This is a genomic window from Methylobacter tundripaludum SV96 (genome assembly GCF_000190755.2).
Classification (GTDB): Bacteria; Pseudomonadota; Gammaproteobacteria; order Methylococcales; family Methylomonadaceae; genus Methylobacter_A; species Methylobacter_A tundripaludum.
Genome location: NZ_JH109153.1, coordinates 1,005,738 through 1,024,744, shown reverse-complemented (window position 1 = coordinate 1,024,744; position 19,007 = coordinate 1,005,738). Strand labels below are relative to the sequence as shown.

The 19,007-nt window shown below is 48.5% G+C and carries 13 protein-coding genes; 2 read left to right on the top strand and 11 right to left on the bottom strand.

Annotated features, from left to right (window positions below):
* Positions 1 to 166 precede the first annotated feature (166 nt).
* The 4 genes from xrtE to METTU_RS17325 form a co-directional block, all read right to left on the bottom strand.
* Positions 167 to 1,840: an exosortase E/protease, VPEID-CTERM system gene (xrtE, locus tag METTU_RS17335; protein WP_006893145.1), complete on the bottom strand. Its 1,674-nt coding sequence runs from the start codon at positions 1,838 to 1,840 to the stop codon at positions 167 to 169.
* Between the two features lie 406 nt (positions 1,841 to 2,246).
* Positions 2,247 to 2,456, bottom strand: coding sequence for a VPEID-CTERM sorting domain-containing protein (locus tag METTU_RS25000; protein ID WP_367301510.1), 210 nt, complete (start codon positions 2,454 to 2,456; stop codon positions 2,247 to 2,249).
* 713 nt (positions 2,457 to 3,169) lie between these two features.
* Complete coding sequence (locus METTU_RS17330) at positions 3,170 to 4,450, bottom strand: nucleotide sugar dehydrogenase (RefSeq protein ID WP_006893143.1); 1,281 nt, start codon at positions 4,448 to 4,450, stop codon at positions 3,170 to 3,172.
* Between the two features lie 353 nt (positions 4,451 to 4,803).
* A complete protein-coding gene (locus tag METTU_RS17325) occupies positions 4,804 to 6,549 on the bottom strand; it encodes an O-antigen translocase (RefSeq protein WP_006893142.1) in 1,746 nt (581 codons plus the stop codon).
* Between the two features lie 913 nt (positions 6,550 to 7,462).
* Here METTU_RS17325 and METTU_RS17320 point away from each other — a divergent pair.
* Together METTU_RS17320 and METTU_RS17315 are read left to right on the top strand one after the other, a co-directional pair.
* Complete coding sequence (locus METTU_RS17320) at positions 7,463 to 9,229, top strand: LamG-like jellyroll fold domain-containing protein (RefSeq protein WP_006893137.1); 1,767 nt, start codon at positions 7,463 to 7,465, stop codon at positions 9,227 to 9,229.
* A 267-nt stretch (positions 9,230 to 9,496) separates the two neighbouring features.
* Complete coding sequence (locus METTU_RS17315; RefSeq protein ID WP_006893136.1) at positions 9,497 to 10,708, top strand: right-handed parallel beta-helix repeat-containing protein; 1,212 nt, start codon at positions 9,497 to 9,499, stop codon at positions 10,706 to 10,708.
* 206 nt (positions 10,709 to 10,914) lie between these two features.
* On the opposite strand, the gene METTU_RS17310 is transcribed toward METTU_RS17315, so the two are convergent.
* The 7 genes from METTU_RS17310 to METTU_RS17280 form a co-directional block, all read right to left on the bottom strand.
* Positions 10,915 to 12,108: a glycosyltransferase family 4 protein gene (locus tag METTU_RS17310; protein ID WP_006893135.1), complete on the bottom strand. Its 1,194-nt coding sequence runs from the start codon at positions 12,106 to 12,108 to the stop codon at positions 10,915 to 10,917.
* A 134-nt stretch (positions 12,109 to 12,242) separates the two neighbouring features.
* Positions 12,243 to 13,181, bottom strand: a complete 939-nt coding sequence (locus tag METTU_RS17305) for a glycosyltransferase family 2 protein (protein ID WP_006893134.1) — start codon at positions 13,179 to 13,181, stop codon at positions 12,243 to 12,245.
* A 106-nt stretch (positions 13,182 to 13,287) separates the two neighbouring features.
* Positions 13,288 to 14,508 carry a rhamnosyltransferase WsaF family glycosyltransferase gene (locus tag METTU_RS17300; protein ID WP_217182919.1) on the bottom strand — a complete coding sequence of 407 codons (1,221 nt, stop codon included), beginning with the start codon at positions 14,506 to 14,508 and terminating at the stop codon, positions 13,288 to 13,290.
* Positions 14,505 to 15,542: a glycosyltransferase family 2 protein gene (locus tag METTU_RS17295; protein WP_006893132.1), complete on the bottom strand. Its 1,038-nt coding sequence runs from the start codon at positions 15,540 to 15,542 to the stop codon at positions 14,505 to 14,507. The genes METTU_RS17300 and METTU_RS17295 overlap by 4 nt, the downstream gene beginning before the upstream one ends.
* A gap of 86 nt (positions 15,543 to 15,628) precedes the next feature.
* Positions 15,629 to 16,855: a glycosyltransferase family 4 protein gene (locus METTU_RS17290; protein WP_006893131.1), complete on the bottom strand. Its 1,227-nt coding sequence runs from the start codon at positions 16,853 to 16,855 to the stop codon at positions 15,629 to 15,631.
* Entirely contained in the window at positions 16,839 to 17,102 is a 264-nt protein-coding gene (locus METTU_RS17285; RefSeq protein WP_006893125.1) for a Rossmann-fold NAD(P)-binding domain-containing protein, read from the bottom strand. Before METTU_RS17285 ends, METTU_RS17290 begins: the two co-directional genes overlap by 17 nt.
* A 307-nt stretch (positions 17,103 to 17,409) precedes the next feature.
* Positions 17,410 to 18,999, bottom strand: coding sequence for a hypothetical protein (locus METTU_RS17280; protein ID WP_006893124.1), 1,590 nt, complete (start codon positions 18,997 to 18,999; stop codon positions 17,410 to 17,412).
* Between the last annotated feature and the right edge of the window lie 8 nt (positions 19,000 to 19,007).

The window sequence follows — 19,007 nt, the reverse complement described above, 5'->3', positions numbered from 1 at the left end:
GCTCAAAAGTTGTGGAGATGGCGTGTCTATGTATTCTTGGCGGCCTTCAAGGGATTCTGATGCAAACAGTCAATAGACTGAAGCCGCTCCTTTATGAAAAAACGCTGAAAAAACCGAACCACCGGCCGCGCGTGATCTATCCTACGTTGTTTCTCCTGACAGACTTTCATGACCATAAAGACCACCGTGCCTGGGTCAGGACGAAAATGGCAATCAGTGCGTTAGTCGTCATGTGGGCAATGACGGCATCGCCAATCTGTCCGCGGCGATAAAGGGCCAAGGCATAACACATTCCGGCTAGAGTCCCCGCAATCCAGCGCTCATGCAGTAATCCGAAAAGTACCGACGTAAGCATGAACGAAAACCATGAGAACTGCACGAGCGGTACATTTTCGAAGTCTTTCGCAATCAGCTTACGGATCAAGTAACCGCGGAAGGCAAGTTCCTCGGCCAAAGGCACGGTGATTACCGAGCCGAGTACACGAAACACCAACCAGGCTGCCGCCGACCCGCTGGTAAGCTCCGCCAAGCCTTGCGATAGCGCTGTCTTGCTGCTGTCAATATCCGGTTCCAGTAATATCCATATTATGAATACCGCGGCCCCTATTGCCGGTGCATGCCAAGTCCATCGCCAACCGAGGCCGGCATAGGCCTTGCGAAAATAGTAAAGCGCTATGACGATAGCTACAACGCGTAGCGGATATAGCGTGTCAAAGCCGCTGGAGAAAGCCGATGTCACCATTGAAACCGCCATCAGAACCAGGAAGGGAACGAGCAGGGCGACGGCAAGAGGTTTACCGGTGCTAACTGGAACGTCCGGTTGGGTAGCGGCAAAGAACTGCAACCGGTTCGACAGAGCAATTGCACCGAGTGCAATTAGGGTAAACGCTATCCAGCCGGCTTGCGCATGAAAACCCCATGCCGCTATCTCAGAGGAAAAAGATGCTCCGATCACAACCAGTATGGCGATGCGTAGGGCGTTGGCTAACCAGATAGTGATTATCCCGAGAGGAAAAAGCCAGAAAGCTTGCGGAAAACGCAGTTCCTTGCGGAATAGCCAAAGATAGATTGCAAGAAATACCGTGATGAGGGAAATACCTTCGATACCCGAACAGGCGTAACTGATTTCAACCTGGAAATCGGCGGTGCCTAATAAGAATCTCTCCGGCTGATAGACGAGGTCGGAATAAACCCAGCCGAGCAGTGAATGGACGAGTTGCAAGGTAGGTACGGCCAGAGAGTTCCAAAATTCTTTTTGACCGAGGGGAGCTTCTTGCCGGACGAGCATTCCTATGAGCATCCAGGCGCATAGTCCCAGCAGGCATCCCAAGAGTAATGACATCTGCTCTTGGCGAATCAGCCGCAACCAAAAATGGCCTGGAGCCAAGGCGAGCAGCCATAGCAGCAGTGTTGCGCTTGCCAACGCAAACCAACCTGTAAACCAGAGGGTCGACAGACGAGCGGGATTGGTGGGCGTTTCAAATATAAGTGCGGTGATAATCGCGAATGCAATGAAAGCGAGGATATGGAATGCCAGCCAAACCGACCAGCGATAATCGCTCGACTGCTCCTGTAAATTGCTGAGAATGAGCTTAAGTCGTGGACTGGCGATAAGGAGGCAAGCGCAAAAAATCCAGAGACTTAACGACCATATCTCTTTCGAAAAATGGAACAGCCACGCTGACCAATTGGCATTATTGACCAATAGGAGGGGCACTTCATATTGAGCGGTTATCACTATCAGTTCGAATGCCATGATTGCTAGAAGCGCCATCCAACGAATAGCCAATCGTTTCGAGGTTACGGGCATGTTTACTGGCATCACATATTCAGAAATCATTCACTATTCTCATCTTGCGCAAAAAACGTTCAAATCAGGATGCGTTCAACCTAGTTAATTTTTTGAATAATAAGGGCTTGTCGATTTTTCAGAAGCTAGACGTTTTTTTGCTAATAAGGGTAACTATTCGATTTTAGCAGTAAAAAATGACCTAGCGGTTATCGTCCTTCGGCGGCTCGCGTTCGTCCTGCATCCACCCTGTCGCATACTTTATTTCGTTTGCACACGACAAGGTGAATGCAATGTCTTGACTCCGTGTCGGACGGCCTTGTATTTTGACTGCACTTTCACTAGCGTTCCAGCTTCGCCAAAATACTCCATGCAGCTACGCGGTGTTCTGCTAATGCTGCATTTTTGTATTCTTTCAATGTTCTGATCCGGTTTTAATACTCAACATCAAGTAATGTTAAGAGCGTCGAGACCGAGACCTTTCACCCGCTAGCAATAAAGCGCCCGCCAGCAGGGCGATCGCACTGGTTCCGGATGCAGCATCAATTTCAGGGGCCTTTACATGCCCATGTCCGTGCCTATCTCCATGCCTATGTTCATGCGCCTCTACATGCGGCCTGTTTTCTCCTCCACGTTCAGCCCAAACAGGACCCGTTGTCAGTAACATAATCGTCGCTGCGCCCGTTAATAATATTTGTTGAATTTTCATATAAATTACCTCAGTTTTCTATTTTGTTTGGTGAGAAAAGAAAAGCCGAACTGCTGTATGCAACATTAATAAGGTTGCTTGGGTAGTTTAGCTTGTTTTGGATTTAGAGCCCCTCGCCTCCCTCCTGTTACAACTTTTCAACAGGATTGGCTTTAATTTCGCCAATGTGCCTCAGTCAAGCTGAAGTTTTAAAGCAGAGAGGGACGCATACTGAGTCCTAATCCATAAACTTAAATAAAATCGTTGGAATGGCGGAAGCAAGATCATAGTAGAGGAAAAAAATCACCGGCACAATTAGTGGGAATACTTAGGGGACTGTTCGAGAATAGAAAATTAAAAATAACATATAGCGCGGCATGCCTGGTCTGTAAGCTACATCCTGTATGCAAGAAATCTATAACGCTATTCTCGGACATATTCCTGAAAGGATGCCTATCTTCATTATGAGAACCGATATTGCCGGCCCTGGCAGCGACTAAGAATTTGGTTGAAAATAACTTCCCGAAACCACTATTTTCGATCGTCGAGCCGTTCGTGCTGAGCTTGTCGAAGCATGATCGGCTTGACGCGGTAGGCCGAAATTTTCCCGCTCACCCTTCGACAAGCTCAGGGCGAACGGAAAAATTTCACTCAATCCATATCGGGAAGTTATTACTGACCATATCCTAAAATCAAAGGCGCCAAACCCGAATGCCGGCTTGCTCCAGACTGGCCCGATCAAAACACGCTTTAACATCGATAAAGCAACCGCCCTTGATCAGTTTTTTCTGGAAATCATCTGCCGTGATGGATGTCAGCTGCTTGTGGGAGACCGTCGCCACTATGGCATCGGCGCGAGGCAGCTCGTCCCAGTCAAGAAGATGAACACCGTACTCGTGCAGCGCTTCTTCCGGGTCGGCATAGGGGTCATGCACAAACACTTCAATACCGTAGCTCTTGAGCTCGTTGATTACGTCTGCCACCTTGGAATTGCGTAGGTCGGCACAGTTTTCCTTGAAAGTAAGGCCGAGCACATTTACTCGTGCGCTTTTGATGTAACTACCTGAAGCAATCATGTTCTTGACTGTTTGTTCGGCGATAAGCTTGCCCATACCATCGTTGATCCGGCGTCCGGCTAAAATCACCTGCGGGTGATAACCCAGCATCTCAGCCTTGTGCGTAAGGTAATAAGGATCTACGCCGATACAGTGGCCTCCCACTAAGCCGGGGCTAAACTTAAGAAAGTTCCATTTGGTACCGGCCGCCCTAAGCACCTCGCTGGTGTCAATATCCAATTTATCAAAAATTATGGCCAACTCGTTCATTAAGGCGATATTGAGGTCGCGCTGTGTGTTCTCAATCACCTTGCACGCTTCCGCCGCCTTGATTGAAGAAGCTCGATACACACCGGGTTCCACGATACTTTCGTAGAGTGCTGCAACTTTCTCCAGGGTTTCCGGCGTATCGCCCGAAACCACTTTGAGAATTTTTGTCAATGTATGCTCACGGTCGCCCGGGTTGATACGCTCGGGTGAATATCCCACAAAGAAGTCTTCCTTCCATTTCATGCCGGATTCGCGCTCCAGTACGGGGATACAGATTTCCTCGGTCGCGCCCGGATATACCGTGGATTCATACACCACAATGACGCCCTTCTTCATGTTCCGACCGGCATTGCGGCTGGCGCCGATTAACGGAGAAAAATCCGGGATATGTGCCCCATCCACTGGCGTGGGCACGGCGATGATGATGATGTCGGCCTCGGCCAAACACGCTGGGTCAGCCGAATACTCGGCATGCACCGCAGCACGCATTTCCTCATCGGGTAGCTCACGGGAAGGATCGACGCCACGCAGGCAGGATTCTACCTTGGACACATGAATATCGAAACCGATAGTGCGCGAATGCTTGCCGAACTCAATGACAAGCGGGAGACCAACATAACCGAGACCGAGAATTGCAACAGTAGTCATTTAATTATTACTCCTAATTCTTACAATGCCTTTGCCAAACGACAAGGATAATTCTTTAGATAATAGAACGATAAAGCGATGATCAGAAAAAGTAGAACACTCAACTTATAACTAAAGTTCCGGGGTTAAATAAAACAAACCAAGTAATGATGAATAATGTTAGTCCTATGGGGAGGGTAAATAAATACGTGTAACCGCTTATATTCGGCTGAGGGTGGCAACACCGGCAACAGCCGTAAAACCCTGAAGGACGAGCAGGGTGCGATTGAGGTTACAACGTCGCGTGATCGTAACGGTAGATTGGGGCCAGTGTTTGTGGCAAAAAATTAACAATGGCTTGATATTGTCGGCGGTCAAATTCCGCTGTTTATCTTAATATGAAAAATTGACAGTAACATCTCAAGCTTCGACTCAAAAGAATCCAATCCGACCGACCAGTCAGCGCCCCGGTCATACCCATAAATCCACATGGAAAATAAAGCGCAAACCATGAATGCCAATATTGACCATTTTATGTCTACAAATAGCTTGTTTTTCACAGCTGAGTCGCTTATCGCGGTTTTGGAAATAGGTTCCAAGTCATTGAGTCCGCTATAACCAGAGGGCGCAAGACGGAGCCATTGCAGTGACTTTAGTACCGGACGCGGAATTCTATCCAGTGAAATGAGATTGAGGAAAACTTGAATCGAGTAAACACCGCTTAGTAAAACAGCCAGTGTACCGACCCCCATCGCCAACAAAAATGGCAATGCATAGAAGCCGCAGAAAACGACTACGATCAAGCCAAGAAACAGAAAACTTGTTTGCAAGTTCGCGGTGGAGCAGCGAAAACCGCTGAGCCGCCGAACGATTGCGTAGATCATAAACGCATGAAAAACATAGGATCCAAAGAACGCGATACCGGCACCCTTCAAACCGAAAGAGCTCACACAGACCCAAGCGAGACCAAGGTAGACGACAGTCCAAGCCAGCTCTGAAAATATCAGGAGGTTTTGCACGTTTTTTGCGACGATAATAAAGCCCATCGGCCAGGAAATCACGCGAAGGATCATGCCCAGACATAGCCAGCGCAAGATTTCCACCGCGCCTTCGAATTTAGGGGTGTAGAAGAGCGCGATGACCAGTGGTGCAAAGGTCAGGGTTGCTATAATGCCCGGTCCTGCTAACAACATGCTGACATGGGCTTGTTCATTCACCACGCGGTTGCATTCGGGATTGTCCTTGGCGATAGCGGCTAAGCGAGGATAGAAGTCCGCTCCCATCGCCTGCAAAATGAATCCGATATAGAGTCCACCCAGCGCCCAAGCCGATTGGTACAATCCTGCTGCGTCGAAGCCGACTTTGCGAACGACTATGAGGCGCACCGCATAGGCGGCCCCAGTCATCAACAAGCCGCTGACCATGAATGCGAAACCGAGCTTCAACAGGGCCGCTGCTTCCTGCCCCACTTGAGAAGCCGATATTGTATGCATTTGTGTCTGTATTTTTCGGCTGTACCACCATGACGTGAGGAGCGTCATCGCGGCGACAAGTACGAGCGATATTACTACACCCTCTTCGCGGAGAAAATATACCGTGGGGATGCTGATGAGCGTCCCGAAAAGCGCCCCCAATACACTCATCTTGGCGAGGTCGGAGATTCTGCGCATGCCTTGTATCAATGCGCCCTGACCTGCGGAGACTAGATTGAAAAATACAGCAATTGACAGTAGCGCTACAGCAGTAGCATGTTGGTCGTTGCCAAAAGTCAGCTTCGACAGCGGCCCGGAAAACCCGATAAGAAAAACTGCGCCAAGCACTCCGAGCAAGATCGATATTCGTCGCAGCACTGCGGCAGTTCGCGCGATCCGCTCCGTGTCGTCCGAGCCGACGGCCTCGGCAATCTGCCGCACACCGCTACTATTAATGCCCATGCCGGCAACGCTAATCGTAAGGTCGGTAATCGATCCGTACAGGCCCATCAAGCCGACTCCGGACGGGCCCAGCAACATCGCCATAGCCTTGGTGCGAATGATCCCAATGATGATGTTCAGCATCGACGAACCGCCGATCAACGCCGAAGACTTTAAAATCTGTCCGTAGGTATGTTTTTTAGTCATGGAATTTCCATATTAGTAAGATGCTAAAGCCGAACATGCTGAATTGCCACAACAAACGATCTTTTCCGAGATCTATTAGCGCCATTTTTCGCTTCTTCGTCGCCACTACCCCCTAAGAAAGCGGTGTTGGCTCGAGGTCACACTGGAACGTAACCCAATTGCGCTCAAATGGGACGTCCTGGCTTGGTCCGACTGATGAGTAAAGTCATTTCAATAGGCTACCTAACGACATATTGACTGTCAAATAGCACTAATACCTATGTACTTTTGCCTACGTAAAAACATGTAACTAATAGTACGTAATTTAAGCAAGCGTTAATGTCTGATTAATACACTTTAAGCGGGGTATATAGAAATATGTAACCCAATCTTGCTCAAATGGGACGTCCTGATTTGAGCCGCCTGGTGAGTAAATTAATTTCAGTGAAGCGGCTAACGACATAGGGGGGGGGGGGCAGTAAGCGTCAATGCTTACGTGTTATCACCTACGTAAAAATATGTAAGTAATAGTACGTATATTTAAGAAAACGTTAATATTCCAGCAATACACTCTAGTTGAGTTATATAGAAATAATATCGCATGGATAAAATGGAAGAGACTTCACGATTTTTGTGATTTTTCTACGTTACACTTTAGGCGAGTCTTATAGAAATCCTTTTGCATGGATGAAATGGATCATATGATTCTTATAAATTTTCAATATAATTCAATATGATATAAAAAATAGAGATCGAATGTCTCGTAAATTAATGGTCTTATGTATTAGAGGTAACATTATGAATAAATCGACTAAATTGGTATTTTTGCTTTCGCCCCTAATCCGCTTTTCAGAAGCGGTCTTTAGCTTGTCTCAGCCCCCTAGAATTACCCCCTACGCCTTTAAATCCAATTAAGAGGACTATGGAATCTATTATGAAAAATTATCTTACGAACACCTCCTTGCGCGAGCTGTTCCCTCACTTTTTGTTGGTCGGACTCGCCCTGTTTTTATTCAGTGGCAATTTATTAGCTGGAAGCGCAAACCTCGCCTGGAATGCCAGTACGTCATCCAGTGTGGGGGGATATAAAGTAGCTTACGGTTTAAGTAGCGGCAATTACACCTCAACCATTGATGTAGGCAATGCAACTACTTCCGCGGTATCGGGTCTACAAGCGGGTACCAAATACTATTTCGCTGTGAAGGCCTATGATTCGACCAAGACCGTCGAGAGCGCTTATTCTAATGAGTCCAATTTGACAGTACCTGCCGCGACGACGGCAGTAACGGCGGATTTTACAGCAAGTAAAACCAGCGGTGTCGCAACTTTGGCGGTGGATTTCACGCCTGTCACAACCGGGACCATTACCAGCTGGGCATGGTCTTTTCCCGGTTCCTACACGCCTACCGTGACGAACACAACGGCTAAAGTTACCACAGCGACCTATGCGACCCCAGGGACGTATAGTGTAAGCCTGACGGTAACCGGAGCCAGCGGAAGCATCACCAAGACCTATCCGAACCTGATTACCGTGACGGCGACTTCGACTCCAGCGCCAGCGCCGACTCCGACTCCGACTCCAGCGCCGACTACATCTACCAGTAATACCGGCTTGGTGGCAGCCTATGGCTTTGATGAAGTCAGTGGCACTACTGTTGCGGATGCATCGGGTCAAGGTAACCTCGGCACTATTAGTAATGCAACCAGGATAACCAACGGTCATAGTGGAAATGCACTGAGTTTTAATGGTACGAATGCCTGGGTCTCAGTCAATGACAGCGCAGCACTGGATCTTTCAACCAGTATGACCCTTGAGGCATGGGTGTATCCAACATCCCTGACTACCGGCGGAAAAACTGTATTCTCGAAGGAAAAGTCCGGAGGGGCGGTCTATAACCTCTATGCCAATGAGGATGCCAATGTACCTCTTTCTTCTTTCAATGATGGAAGTTATCGCGTCATATCAGGTCCCAGCCAGTTGCCGGCAAATCAGTGGGCACATCTTGTGTCAACCTATGATGGGCAATATCAGCGGATTTATGTGAACGGTGTAGAGGTTGCCAAGCGAGCACAGACTGGCCTGATTCAGCAATCTACAGGCGCGTTGCGCATCGGTGGAAACAGTGTTTGGGGCGAGTATTTCCAAGGCTATATTGATGAGGTACGCATTTATAATCGGGCTTTGACCGCAACAGAAGTCACTTACAACTTAAAGACTGCAGTCAGTGTTTCAAATCCGCAGCAGTTTGTAATGGGCGACAAAATCAAAGAGCCTTGGGTCGATTATAAACCGCAGGGTACAGCGCAAGCATACCGGACGACACCTCAGAAGACCGGCGTAGTAACCACTGTGCAGGTTTATCTGGATGCAAGCTCAACTGCAACGGAACTGGTTGCCGGTGTTTATAAGGACAATAGCGGTCATCCTGGGGCTCTTGTCGCTCAAGGTAAATTGAGTACGCTTAAGTCTGGAGCGTGGAACTTGGTACCGGTTCCCGTAGCCTCTGTTACCGCAGCCCAGCCTTATTGGATTGCGATACTGGGATCGAAAGGGCAAATCGGATTCCTTGATCTATTGGGATCGGGAACCGGTGCGCTGGAATCGAGTGCTTCCACCACCCTGACGAGCTTACCCGCTACATGGACTGGCTCGGCATATAAAGCCAGTTCGAATATGTCAGCCTTTGGGAATGGCTATTAATAACGGGTCAATGACAGCTTAAGCGGCATACCGATGGGGCTGGCATCGCATTGGGCGAGGCCAGTCTCCGTCGGCTACCGCACAGGCGGGCCGGTAATAATCTACCGGCATTTGGATCCAACTGAGCTGGAGGCAGTTTCTGGCGAACAAATGTCTGATCAAGGACATGTTAGCTAGTGCATAATTAACAAAATCTGAAATCGATATTTATAGATGAGTGTTGATGCCTAACCATTTCAACTTAATATATTTTGTAAAGAGAAATTAATGAAAACCTACCATTTTAAAAAAATCATTTTGTTTTCCATTCTACTTGGATCATCCCAAGTTTCTTGGGCTGCTTGTACCCAAACCCTGAGCCCTGGTGCCAATGTGGCTACAGCCATTTCGGGTGCCGCTGCCGGCTCAACAATTTGTTTAAATTCAGGAAGTTATGGCGGAGTAAGCCTTTCCAATATTGTCAAAACGAGCGATGTTATCGTGCAATCGGTTTCCGGACAGGGCGCCTCAGTTTCATCCCTCAGCATAAGTAACGGTTCCAACCATCTTAAGTTCCAGAATTTAACGATAGCAGGGATGGATATATCCGATAGCACTACCAAAAATATCACTGTTGCTGGAAGTAAGTTTACCGGTCAAGCGTCTATTGGTACATCAGGCATGGTCAATGCCAATATTCTGATTGATAACAATACATTCGACGGTATATCTGTTTGTGCTAACTGCGCTGAAGGACGTTTACAGGTATCTTCATACCCAATGGGCTCTCAGCCTGTAGGCGTTACCATTACCAACAATCACTTTGGCGGTGGCGGGGAGTCTGACGGCATACAGGTTGGCACTTATGGTGTTGTAATCGGGCCTGGAAATGTTTTTGAGGGGATTCAACAGGGAAATTATGGCCGTCATGTTGACGCTCTTCAGCTTTACGGTCAATCCCATACAACAATAACTGGAAATATTTTTACGAATGACTCTACTTTCATTATGGCTCCTGATGGAGGCGATACCGAGGTAATCACTAACAATGTATTTTGGGCGAGTAGTGGAGGGGCAAATTCAGTTCAACTTGGTAGTCATAAAAACGGTACGTTTAAGCACAATACAGTTAGAGGGACAGCCGTGGACATTGATGCAAAAACCGGATCACCTGCAAGTACCAATGCGTCAGTTCAGGATAATATTATGATTAATGCCAACTTTAGTTTGAACTGTACTAGTTGCACCATTATGCATAACCTGTTCGACAGTAGCGGCTCAGCCAATGGCACCAATAACCTCATTGGCACTCCAACGTTTATTGGCGGTACTAGTCCTACCACACCGGCTGGTTATCAATTAACATCAAGCTCTTTGGGCTACGGAGCCGCTTCTGACGGAACCAACGTGGGTATTAACTCTATCGGCACAGGCGGCACAACAACGACGCCCCCCTCCGTAGCCATACTCTCTGCACCTACGAATTTGCGGGTGAACTGAGAGAGGTCAACATGCTGAAGGCTGTTTGAGGAATTTGCAGGGACAGCAAAGCAGTTGACTAGCGGGCATCCCGCTCCGATTTCTGGAAAGATGTAAGTGAGAGTTTTTCATCGACTGGTCGCGGGGCGGGCTGCATTTCAAGATTACCATTCTATAATCTTACGTTTTCACTCAATACAGCCCTCTTTTCCGTATTCGTTCTTTTATTATTGTGCTCCCGCATACGCGGCGATGGTTTCACGATAAACATCCAGTAATTTCACTCCAGCTGCATTCCAGGTGATTTCCGGGACAAGGCGAAGACTCTCTGTCCGCAATCGCTGCAAAAATTCGCGATCCTCTTGCAGCAGATTAATGTGTTGGGTGAGCGTCGAGACATCACTGACCCGATGCACAAGTGCATTTTCCATATGCTCACAAATCGCACCGGCGGCCTCCGATACCAGCAAGACACATCCGCTGCCTCGCGCCTCCGAAGTCACGAGCGCGCTTCCTTCTTCAATGCTTGGCAGAACCAGAATATCGCTCTGCCGCATGAGCTGGGGTACGTCAGTTCGATGTCCTAAAACCTGGACACTAGGATGAGACAGCATCGAAGCAAGTTTTTCAGCATATCCAGGGACAAATCCACCCGCGATCATGAACTTTCCCTCGTGGCATGCCGTAGATTTCAGCCATGCTTCCAAAGCATAATGAACGCCTTTTCTTGGCGCGCAGCCACCGACAAACAACATGGTCAGCCCGACTCTCTCCTGACGCGATCCCGAATCGGAATAATAGATCTGTTCGTCGAAACCATATTGGTGTCGAGCGAGTCTTTCTTTAGAGAAGCCAAGATCCTGGAAGCTACGTGCCACAAAGTCAGACGGGCACAGCAACCGGGTCGCTAACGCGTATTCAGCTTCCTCCTTGATGAGCACGTCCTCTTTATACGAATGCTCGTGATCTGGCGGCAAAACCATCCCCAACCGTTCGCATTCCTTCTGCACAACTTCATAAGCGAATCTAGTGTGTGCATTAGGTCTTTCCATGACTGTAGGTATACCAAGACGAGCTGCAGTTTCCAATGTTCTTAATGCGCCCAGCGGCCAAGTGTGGACTATGTCGATTTGCCCGGCCAATTTTTCGAGCCGCTGAGAAACAATATAATCGTGCAAAGAAAAAGCCCTCATGTCACCGAGAACCTTATACGGGATGCGTATTTTTCCCCAAGAAAGGGTTGGATTAATCTTTATGCCGGCTGGCAGTGGTCTACTCAGAGCACCCGGGAACACTAGAATTTCAGCTCCAGCCTTTGCCAAGCCATACACTTGATACCAAGCAGTTGTGCAAATCCTATCGGCCCCTAGCTTGTGCGGAAAGCTATATAAAACTCGAATTCGCTTATCTTGTTGATTCATTGCTTTCCTCATCTCGGATCAAAGACATAAAGTTATGAATAATCATATAATTCAAAAATACTTTCCTCACTAATCTATCCAAAATACGGTATCGCAAACCATTCCTTCTTTGCTCGTTCTAAATGGGAGTGCAATTATTTTCGCCCCAATGAACGCAGTACTCGTTTTAGATTTTTACGTATAAACCCCGGCAGCAGTCGCTTGAGATCCAAATATTTAGGTTGAAGAATTTGCGGCATTAATTGTTCGTTGACGACGTATCGACGGTCCAAACCGTCGAAGTCTAGGCTGGAAGCCGGAACGACACGTTCTTCCCAATGCACCCCCGCTAGCTCAGAGCTGGAATTAGCGAATCCGGCGCGCGTCTGGCGTACGGACGCCACAGCGCTGCTCCAATTTGCGAGCGCTTCATGACCGAATGACGTTCCGGATTCGATTGCAGTACGCCTGCTCCGTAGCCTCTGTTCGATTTGCTCGGGAGAACGGTAAGCATAGTGTTTTACCCATATGCGAACTGGGTAAGCCTGCGCTCGATGTAAAGACTCTGGCCATCCACCGTCTTCACGGGTCCAGACGATACCATCTCGATGTTTGAAAAATCGGGGTTCACTCCAATGATTAACGTAGAAGCGAAGTCGCTGCTGAACGGGTGTTTCAGAGTACTTTGCTGGATTCTGATGATATAGCTCCGCATCTTTATCAGTAAAATAATACGAGAAGCTAGCGGTCCATACCGTGTCGACATTAGTGGGTATCTTAGCAAGAAAAATACGAGGGTCATCAATATAGAACTCATCCGCATCAAGCCGACACCACCAGTCGCCCGGGCGACATCTTGACTGAAATGAATTAAAAATGTCGGCACGCAGACCATCGCTGAAAGGAGTATCGTCCTGCTTGTATGGAATGATCTGGGGATAGCGCTCAGCAAGTTTATGGATGAGTTCCCATGTACCGTCGGTGCTGCCGTTATCGAAAACATAAACATGATCGCACCAGCGCAGTGCTGCTGTCATGGACTCCTCAAGGACATCAGCTTCGTCTTTAACTATACAAAGACCATGTACTTTCATATCTTTCTCCTTCTGATTTATCTCAATAACAAGGTTCTCAAAAAATTATCCTTGACCATAGCAGGCTTTAGACCAGTAGTCCTGCTAGTGTGACAGACGATATCTGTCACGCTCCGAACGCTTGCCGAAATATAGCATCGACAGTAGCACCCGCGTCATCCCAGGTCGCGGAGTGTACGCTTGCCGTACCCGCCTGAGATAGCGTGTCGAAATCGACCATCGTGACCAAGGCCTCAAGCTCTGCTGCCAATGCGTGTGGGTTCAGCTGCGCATAACGAACAAATGGATTGTCCAGGACAATGCGGTTGTGAACGGCATCATTAACAACAGGTATACATCCAGCCGCGAGCATCTCATGGGGAACCAGCGATACGTTCGTCAGAGATAAACTTAGCCCCGCATAACACCGATTATAAATATCGTTGAGTTGTTCGGGTGTAACACGACCGTGGTCAACGAAGGTGAATGGCAGATTGCCCATCTTATCTCCGTAGAAGTGAAGTTCGATTTCCGGCCGACGCTTAGCGAATATCTCGAGCGCCATCAGTCCAAGTTCGAAGCCGCGACGCGCTACTTCAGGCCTGGCGTAGAATGCTACACCGGAACGCCGGCAATCCGACAAGCGCTTATAGTGAGAGCTATCGCTCCCGAACTCGAAGTAGTCGGCATCCATAGAGAACTCGGAACGGAGTTTTTCCGCCAACCACCGGCCGGCGGTAATGGCGTGAAAACCCATTCGGTAGGTATTTTCGGCTAGAACGTTTAAGGCTCCCGCGGGGTAGAAGTAAGGTTCAAAATCCTGTACAAAGTAAAAGCGTTTTCCTTCACTACGAGCATTAAATACTGGATATGCCGTGGGCCAAGAGGTGGCTACAATAGCGTGAGCGTTTTCCATTCCATCGTCAATATTTGCCACATGCCCATGGAAACCGTAAGAATGACGCAAGATCGATTCATAATATTGATGGTCGACGTGGTGAATATCGTAGAAGTAAACCCGGTTGACATATCCGTGTGCTTCAAGATATCTGATGATACGGAATAGCGTAGTATGGCCGCCCGACCCGGCACCGGCAGGGATCATCACCCAATTGATGGATACCGGCTGATCAGGGGCGGCCTTCGGAACTATTACAGGGAAAGGCCGGGATAGGTCAGCCTCTATAACATCAATAGGGCGGACTGGCATCATAATGTCTTTCGGGGTAGCCCATTGCACTAGTGCTGTTCGCGTTCGACGGATAATTCCGCCGTACCCTTCGGCCTTCCAGATGTTACGTAACTGCCGGTAACGGCGCGAAAGCTGGAATCCAGCTCGATCAATCATATTCCTTGCCATTTCCACCTCTCATGTCGCAACAAGCTGCAAACTCGACGCACAATAGCCGGTATGGCGAAGACTTGGGTTCGGTTACATATAATAGGTCCGACGAATCGCCGACGACGGAGCGCTACGGACTCAGGTGTTACTTTAGGATAGGTTGTCGTTGCAAATCGCTCCAACTCATTGGCAGCGCATTCTTCCACTTCGTTGCGATCATACGCCCGACACGCTTCCCATAGAGCTTCGCGTGCAAGGGCACGGTTGGCAAGATCGTGGAGACGATAGGCATCTGTGACAACGTTTTGATGGTGCTGAAAGAAGCTGTCGAACGCAGCTTTGCGCTGCTGTAAATCGACTAGCTTGTTTTGGTATTTGGTACGCTGCATGCTGGCCGCGTGTACGCGATAGTAGGCCTGTGGTACGCCCCGCACATACGCAATATTGGAGACTGCGGCAATCCTTAGCCACATCTCAAGATCGCCGGTATGGGGAAGTTCGGGACGATAGCCACCCACGGCTCTCTGAACGGTTCCTCGCACCACAACTTCGGGTGACGAAATGACATTGTGTCCGCCTTGACATCTACCTTCCAGCCATTCGGTTCCTAACCACCGGGTGTAGCTGCACTCTCGACTCTTGATGCGTGGGATATCGTCCTCTTGGGCGAAGTAGAGCGAACGTCCGTAGACTAAGCCAATGCTTTTGTCGATATCCATAATTTGGACCGCCCGGCTAAGCGAGCCGGGGACCAGCAAGTCGTCTGCCGATAACAAAACACTGTATTCGGCAGCTGACCAGCCCATCAATCCTTCATTATACGTCGCAATGTGACCTTTGTTCACTTCGTGCCTGCGGAACTCGACCCGGCTATCAGCCGCGGCCAGTTCCTGACCGATTTGAGCTGTGTTGTCCGATGAACAGTCATCAATTACGAGTACGCGAACATTGACGCCGCACTGGGATAGCACGCTATGAACGCAGGCGCTCAAATACCTTGCATAGTTGTAACAGGGTATAACAACATCGACGGTGCTCATGCAATACCTCTAAATTAATCAATAGTTTTCATGTACAGGCATGGCTATGCACAGCATGCCGGTTCCTGTTGTCATTATGAACAGCTTTACCCAACCTTCATGGATTGGGCCAGGGCAACTGGAGACAAGCCCAAGCCTTCGCTATATGCGGAAATCAATTCGGGCTCCGAGTATTCCCATGCCAATGCATTGGCTACTCTATCACGGCCAATTTCACCCATTTTTTCGCATTCGTCCGGATTGTCCAATAACCGGCTAACTTGCTTCGCGAACTCCAGCTCGTCGTTCGGTTTTACATAAATGGCTGCATCCTGAGCGGAAAAGCGAGTTTCGACCAAGTCGAACGCGACTGTCGGTTTGCCTAATGCCATATATTCCATCAACTTGTTCATAGTAGATTTGTCATTCAATGGACTTAACGGATCCGGTTGCACACACACATTAACTGCCGAAAGGTGCTTACGGGATTCGAACTCGGAAAGGCGACCGGTAAACAAAACGTAAGCTTCAATTTCCAACTCCTTGGCCAAGGCTTGCACACCGGCTAAGGCATCCCCGCTTCCGATGATGATGGCCAGAAAGTCACGTCGTCCAAGAGTAAATACCATTTCGCGTATAGCCCGCAGCCAGTAGTCAACTCCGTCTTGCGGACCTATAGTGCCAATGTATCCAATCCGATAATTTGCTCGCCGAACCAAGTCAGGATCGGGCTCCAGCGGTTGGTAGGTAAGAGGGGGGCCATTCCGGACAATAAACACCTTGTCAGGATGCTTGCTTCCCCGCTTGATGGCTACTTGCTTGTAGGATTCATTGGTAACGATAACTGCGTCAGCCGCCGCGTAGGAAAGTCGCTCCATAAAACACAAAATTTTATAAATAAGGTTTGCACGCGGTTGCTCAAAGCGAGAAAGATAAGTCTCCGGCGCAAGGTCATGTTGGTCAAACACAAACCGCTTTCCAAACAATTTAAATAGGATGCCAATGACACAAAGCGTATCGGGTGGATTGGCTGCATGGATTACGTCAACGCCTTTGCTTATCGAGACCCATGTCGTTAACAACAACATGGCTAAAGTGGCATAGCCAAATTCAAAAGCATAGCTGAGTACTCCTACGCCGCCGGGCGGGGCGGGGAACCGATAGACACTGACGCCTTCAATGTCTTCTGTCCACGGTTGAGCAGGGCCTCGAGGAGCAATAACGGACACTTGGTATCCGGCCTCAAGTAATGCCTGCGCCTCCCTGCGTACCCGGAAATCAAAAGGGTACGAATTATTTTCGACAAGTAACAACACTCTAACCGATGATGGCATAGTACCGTTCCCCCATTAGAGCATCCTCATTACGCACCAAATCAATCATTGCCTGATTAGGGCATAATCGTTGTCGTGCATTAGCGTATTCCGGCGAGTTTTTCGTGACGGCGACCGGGCTGTTACTTTGGTTGATTAAGTCAACTTCAGCGTAGTTGGGACTCACTGTAAACATGTTGTGACCATCGGTGACAAGACAAGCCGCCGAAATACAGATGTAACCCAGTCCAAATATGTTAATTTCCATATTGATTCCTTTTAAGTTTTAGTCAAACTGAGTCCGAAATTTCAAGCTTGGTATATTGCACAATAAGTGTCGATAGGCGGCCGATAATAACTAACGGCAAAAAACAGTATTATTGATTCACCTGCGTATGAAATCCATCCATCAGCCTAGCGGGTGGTCAGTTATTTAATGACAGGCAGGTTTTAAATTCGGTAGGATTTTTGACCCGTTACAAAACCGTCGCAGCAACAATAACTAAACACTTGATGTTATTAAATATGAAAAGCAGGAAAGAATATATTGGTACAAATACCTAGCATTCTAAGCACTACAACACTAACAAACGATCTCTAGCCTCGGTCAGTAAACGGCGTAAAATGAGTGGCACTCCTGTCGGCTTGAGGCTTGCTTTAACGCAAGGGGAGGAGGGGGGCGCGCGCTCAATGAGGATTTTAGAACCCATTTCCTTCAACAAAAGCAGATGCTCGCCCGACATTATTTTGCGTTGAAATCCATCGGCAGAAGTCGTTTGCCAAGTACAATTATCAATTGATTCGGGACTTTCGATTACGATTTTTGTTGCCTCGTTTGGAAGCTCAAAGGCGATGCTCCTCCCCAGCGGTTTTACGAGGCATGTTGTTCCTTCCATCCGCCATAGATAGCTAAGCCTGCTCAGGTCGGTCATGTTTGACCAGAATACGTTTCCCAAGCCATTGATGAATCGTGCGTATTCATCGAATACCGCCCCCCCGTCTTTCAAATCCTGGTGATGTCCTCTAAGGATCATCGGCTGACCAAGATAGGCGGCAAGCAGCAGCGAGTTTTTGACATTGCTGGTCAATCCCCATCGCGGGAGAACCGGGCAGTCCTGAATGATCTCAGCAGGAAAAAAGCCCAGAGTTTTTGTCCACGGCTTGTCTTGGTTATGTGCGCGCAAGGACCCTGTCGAAATGCAAGCCGATTCAAATCCACACTTTGAAAGCTCAGCCAACATTGCATCCGAGCAAGCGCCATGCGGCGGCACCATCACCCGGCAAACGTGAATATTAGTTTTCCGCTCCAGGCGTTTAATGCGTTGAATTGCCTGTTGCAGTAGGCCCTTCCGCATTGCTTCCGAGTAATTCCGCGCCAGTTCCTTTTTTGCATGGTCGTTCCCGTGAATCAATAACGAAAGCCACTGCGAATTCGCTCGAAAGAGGTCGGCGGTTGCCGCATGTGTGAACCATGTATCAAGTGGAATAGTGGCGAAAGAAACGTGGTAGTTCTCTTTTTGCGCATGAGCAATAATCTCACGATAATCAACAAAGCCATATCGCGGCCAATGCAGGTTTGGGTCATCTATGATAAACCCCGCCCGCAAGGGTGCATTCTGATAAGCCGTATTTGCAGTGATTTCACGAACGAATTGCAACAGCACAAGCATTTCCAGGAAGCATTCCCCATTAAAGACATCGTTGAAATTTTCTTCAGTAGAGATGTGCGGGAGAGGCAAAGCCGATCTGAAATGCTTTACTCCACCGACTTTGGACAGTACCCAAATCGGCCCCCGCTTGCTGGACGCGAGAACCGTTTCATCGGGACGCGCAGCAAGAACAGACTCGACCTGCGCCAGTTTGGTGTTTACCCTGCGGCCTCGAAACGGAAACGGCACGTCTGGGTCATTCGCAAATTCCACTTCAGTCTCAATTTGCGGAGATTTGTTCGCTGGCTCGGCAGGTGACGACAGGCTTATACGGGGGACGCCGGCCGCATCTTTGTCGGCGCTGTCATCGATAACAATTGCACCATCCGCTTCAATGCCGTCTTGTGCGCCGAAAATAAAGTTTATCGGTAATAACTGCTCCAGGATGGAAAATAATTCCGTTCCGGGTGGGGATTTAAAATGCGGAGAAATTTGAATGTGGTAAAGCTTTGTCATTTTAAAAG

What these genes read in the sequence shown, in the direction of transcription:
- xrtE (WP_006893145.1), bottom strand. Translation starts at nt 1,840, where the DNA reads ATGATTTCTGAATATGTGATGCCAGTAAACATGCCCGTAACCTCGAAA.
- METTU_RS25000 (WP_367301510.1), bottom strand. Translation starts at nt 2,456, where the DNA reads ATGTTACTGACAACGGGTCCTGTTTGGGCTGAACGTGGAGGAGAAAAC.
- METTU_RS17330 (WP_006893143.1), bottom strand. Translation starts at nt 4,450, where the DNA reads ATGACTACTGTTGCAATTCTCGGTCTCGGTTATGTTGGTCTCCCGCTT.
- METTU_RS17325 (WP_006893142.1), bottom strand. Translation starts at nt 6,549, where the DNA reads ATGACTAAAAAACATACCTACGGACAGATTTTAAAGTCTTCGGCGTTG.
- METTU_RS17320 (WP_006893137.1), top strand. Translation starts at nt 7,463, where the DNA reads ATGAAAAATTATCTTACGAACACCTCCTTGCGCGAGCTGTTCCCTCAC.
- METTU_RS17315 (WP_006893136.1), top strand. Translation starts at nt 9,497, where the DNA reads ATGAAAACCTACCATTTTAAAAAAATCATTTTGTTTTCCATTCTACTT.
- METTU_RS17310 (WP_006893135.1), bottom strand. Translation starts at nt 12,108, where the DNA reads ATGAATCAACAAGATAAGCGAATTCGAGTTTTATATAGCTTTCCGCAC.
- METTU_RS17305 (WP_006893134.1), bottom strand. Translation starts at nt 13,181, where the DNA reads ATGAAAGTACATGGTCTTTGTATAGTTAAAGACGAAGCTGATGTCCTT.
- METTU_RS17300 (WP_217182919.1), bottom strand. Translation starts at nt 14,508, where the DNA reads ATGATTGATCGAGCTGGATTCCAGCTTTCGCGCCGTTACCGGCAGTTA.
- METTU_RS17295 (WP_006893132.1), bottom strand. Translation starts at nt 15,542, where the DNA reads ATGAGCACCGTCGATGTTGTTATACCCTGTTACAACTATGCAAGGTAT.
- METTU_RS17290 (WP_006893131.1), bottom strand. Translation starts at nt 16,855, where the DNA reads ATGCCATCATCGGTTAGAGTGTTGTTACTTGTCGAAAATAATTCGTAC.
- METTU_RS17285 (WP_006893125.1), bottom strand. Translation starts at nt 17,102, where the DNA reads ATGGAAATTAACATATTTGGACTGGGTTACATCTGTATTTCGGCGGCT.
- METTU_RS17280 (WP_006893124.1), bottom strand. Translation starts at nt 18,999, where the DNA reads ATGACAAAGCTTTACCACATTCAAATTTCTCCGCATTTTAAATCCCCA.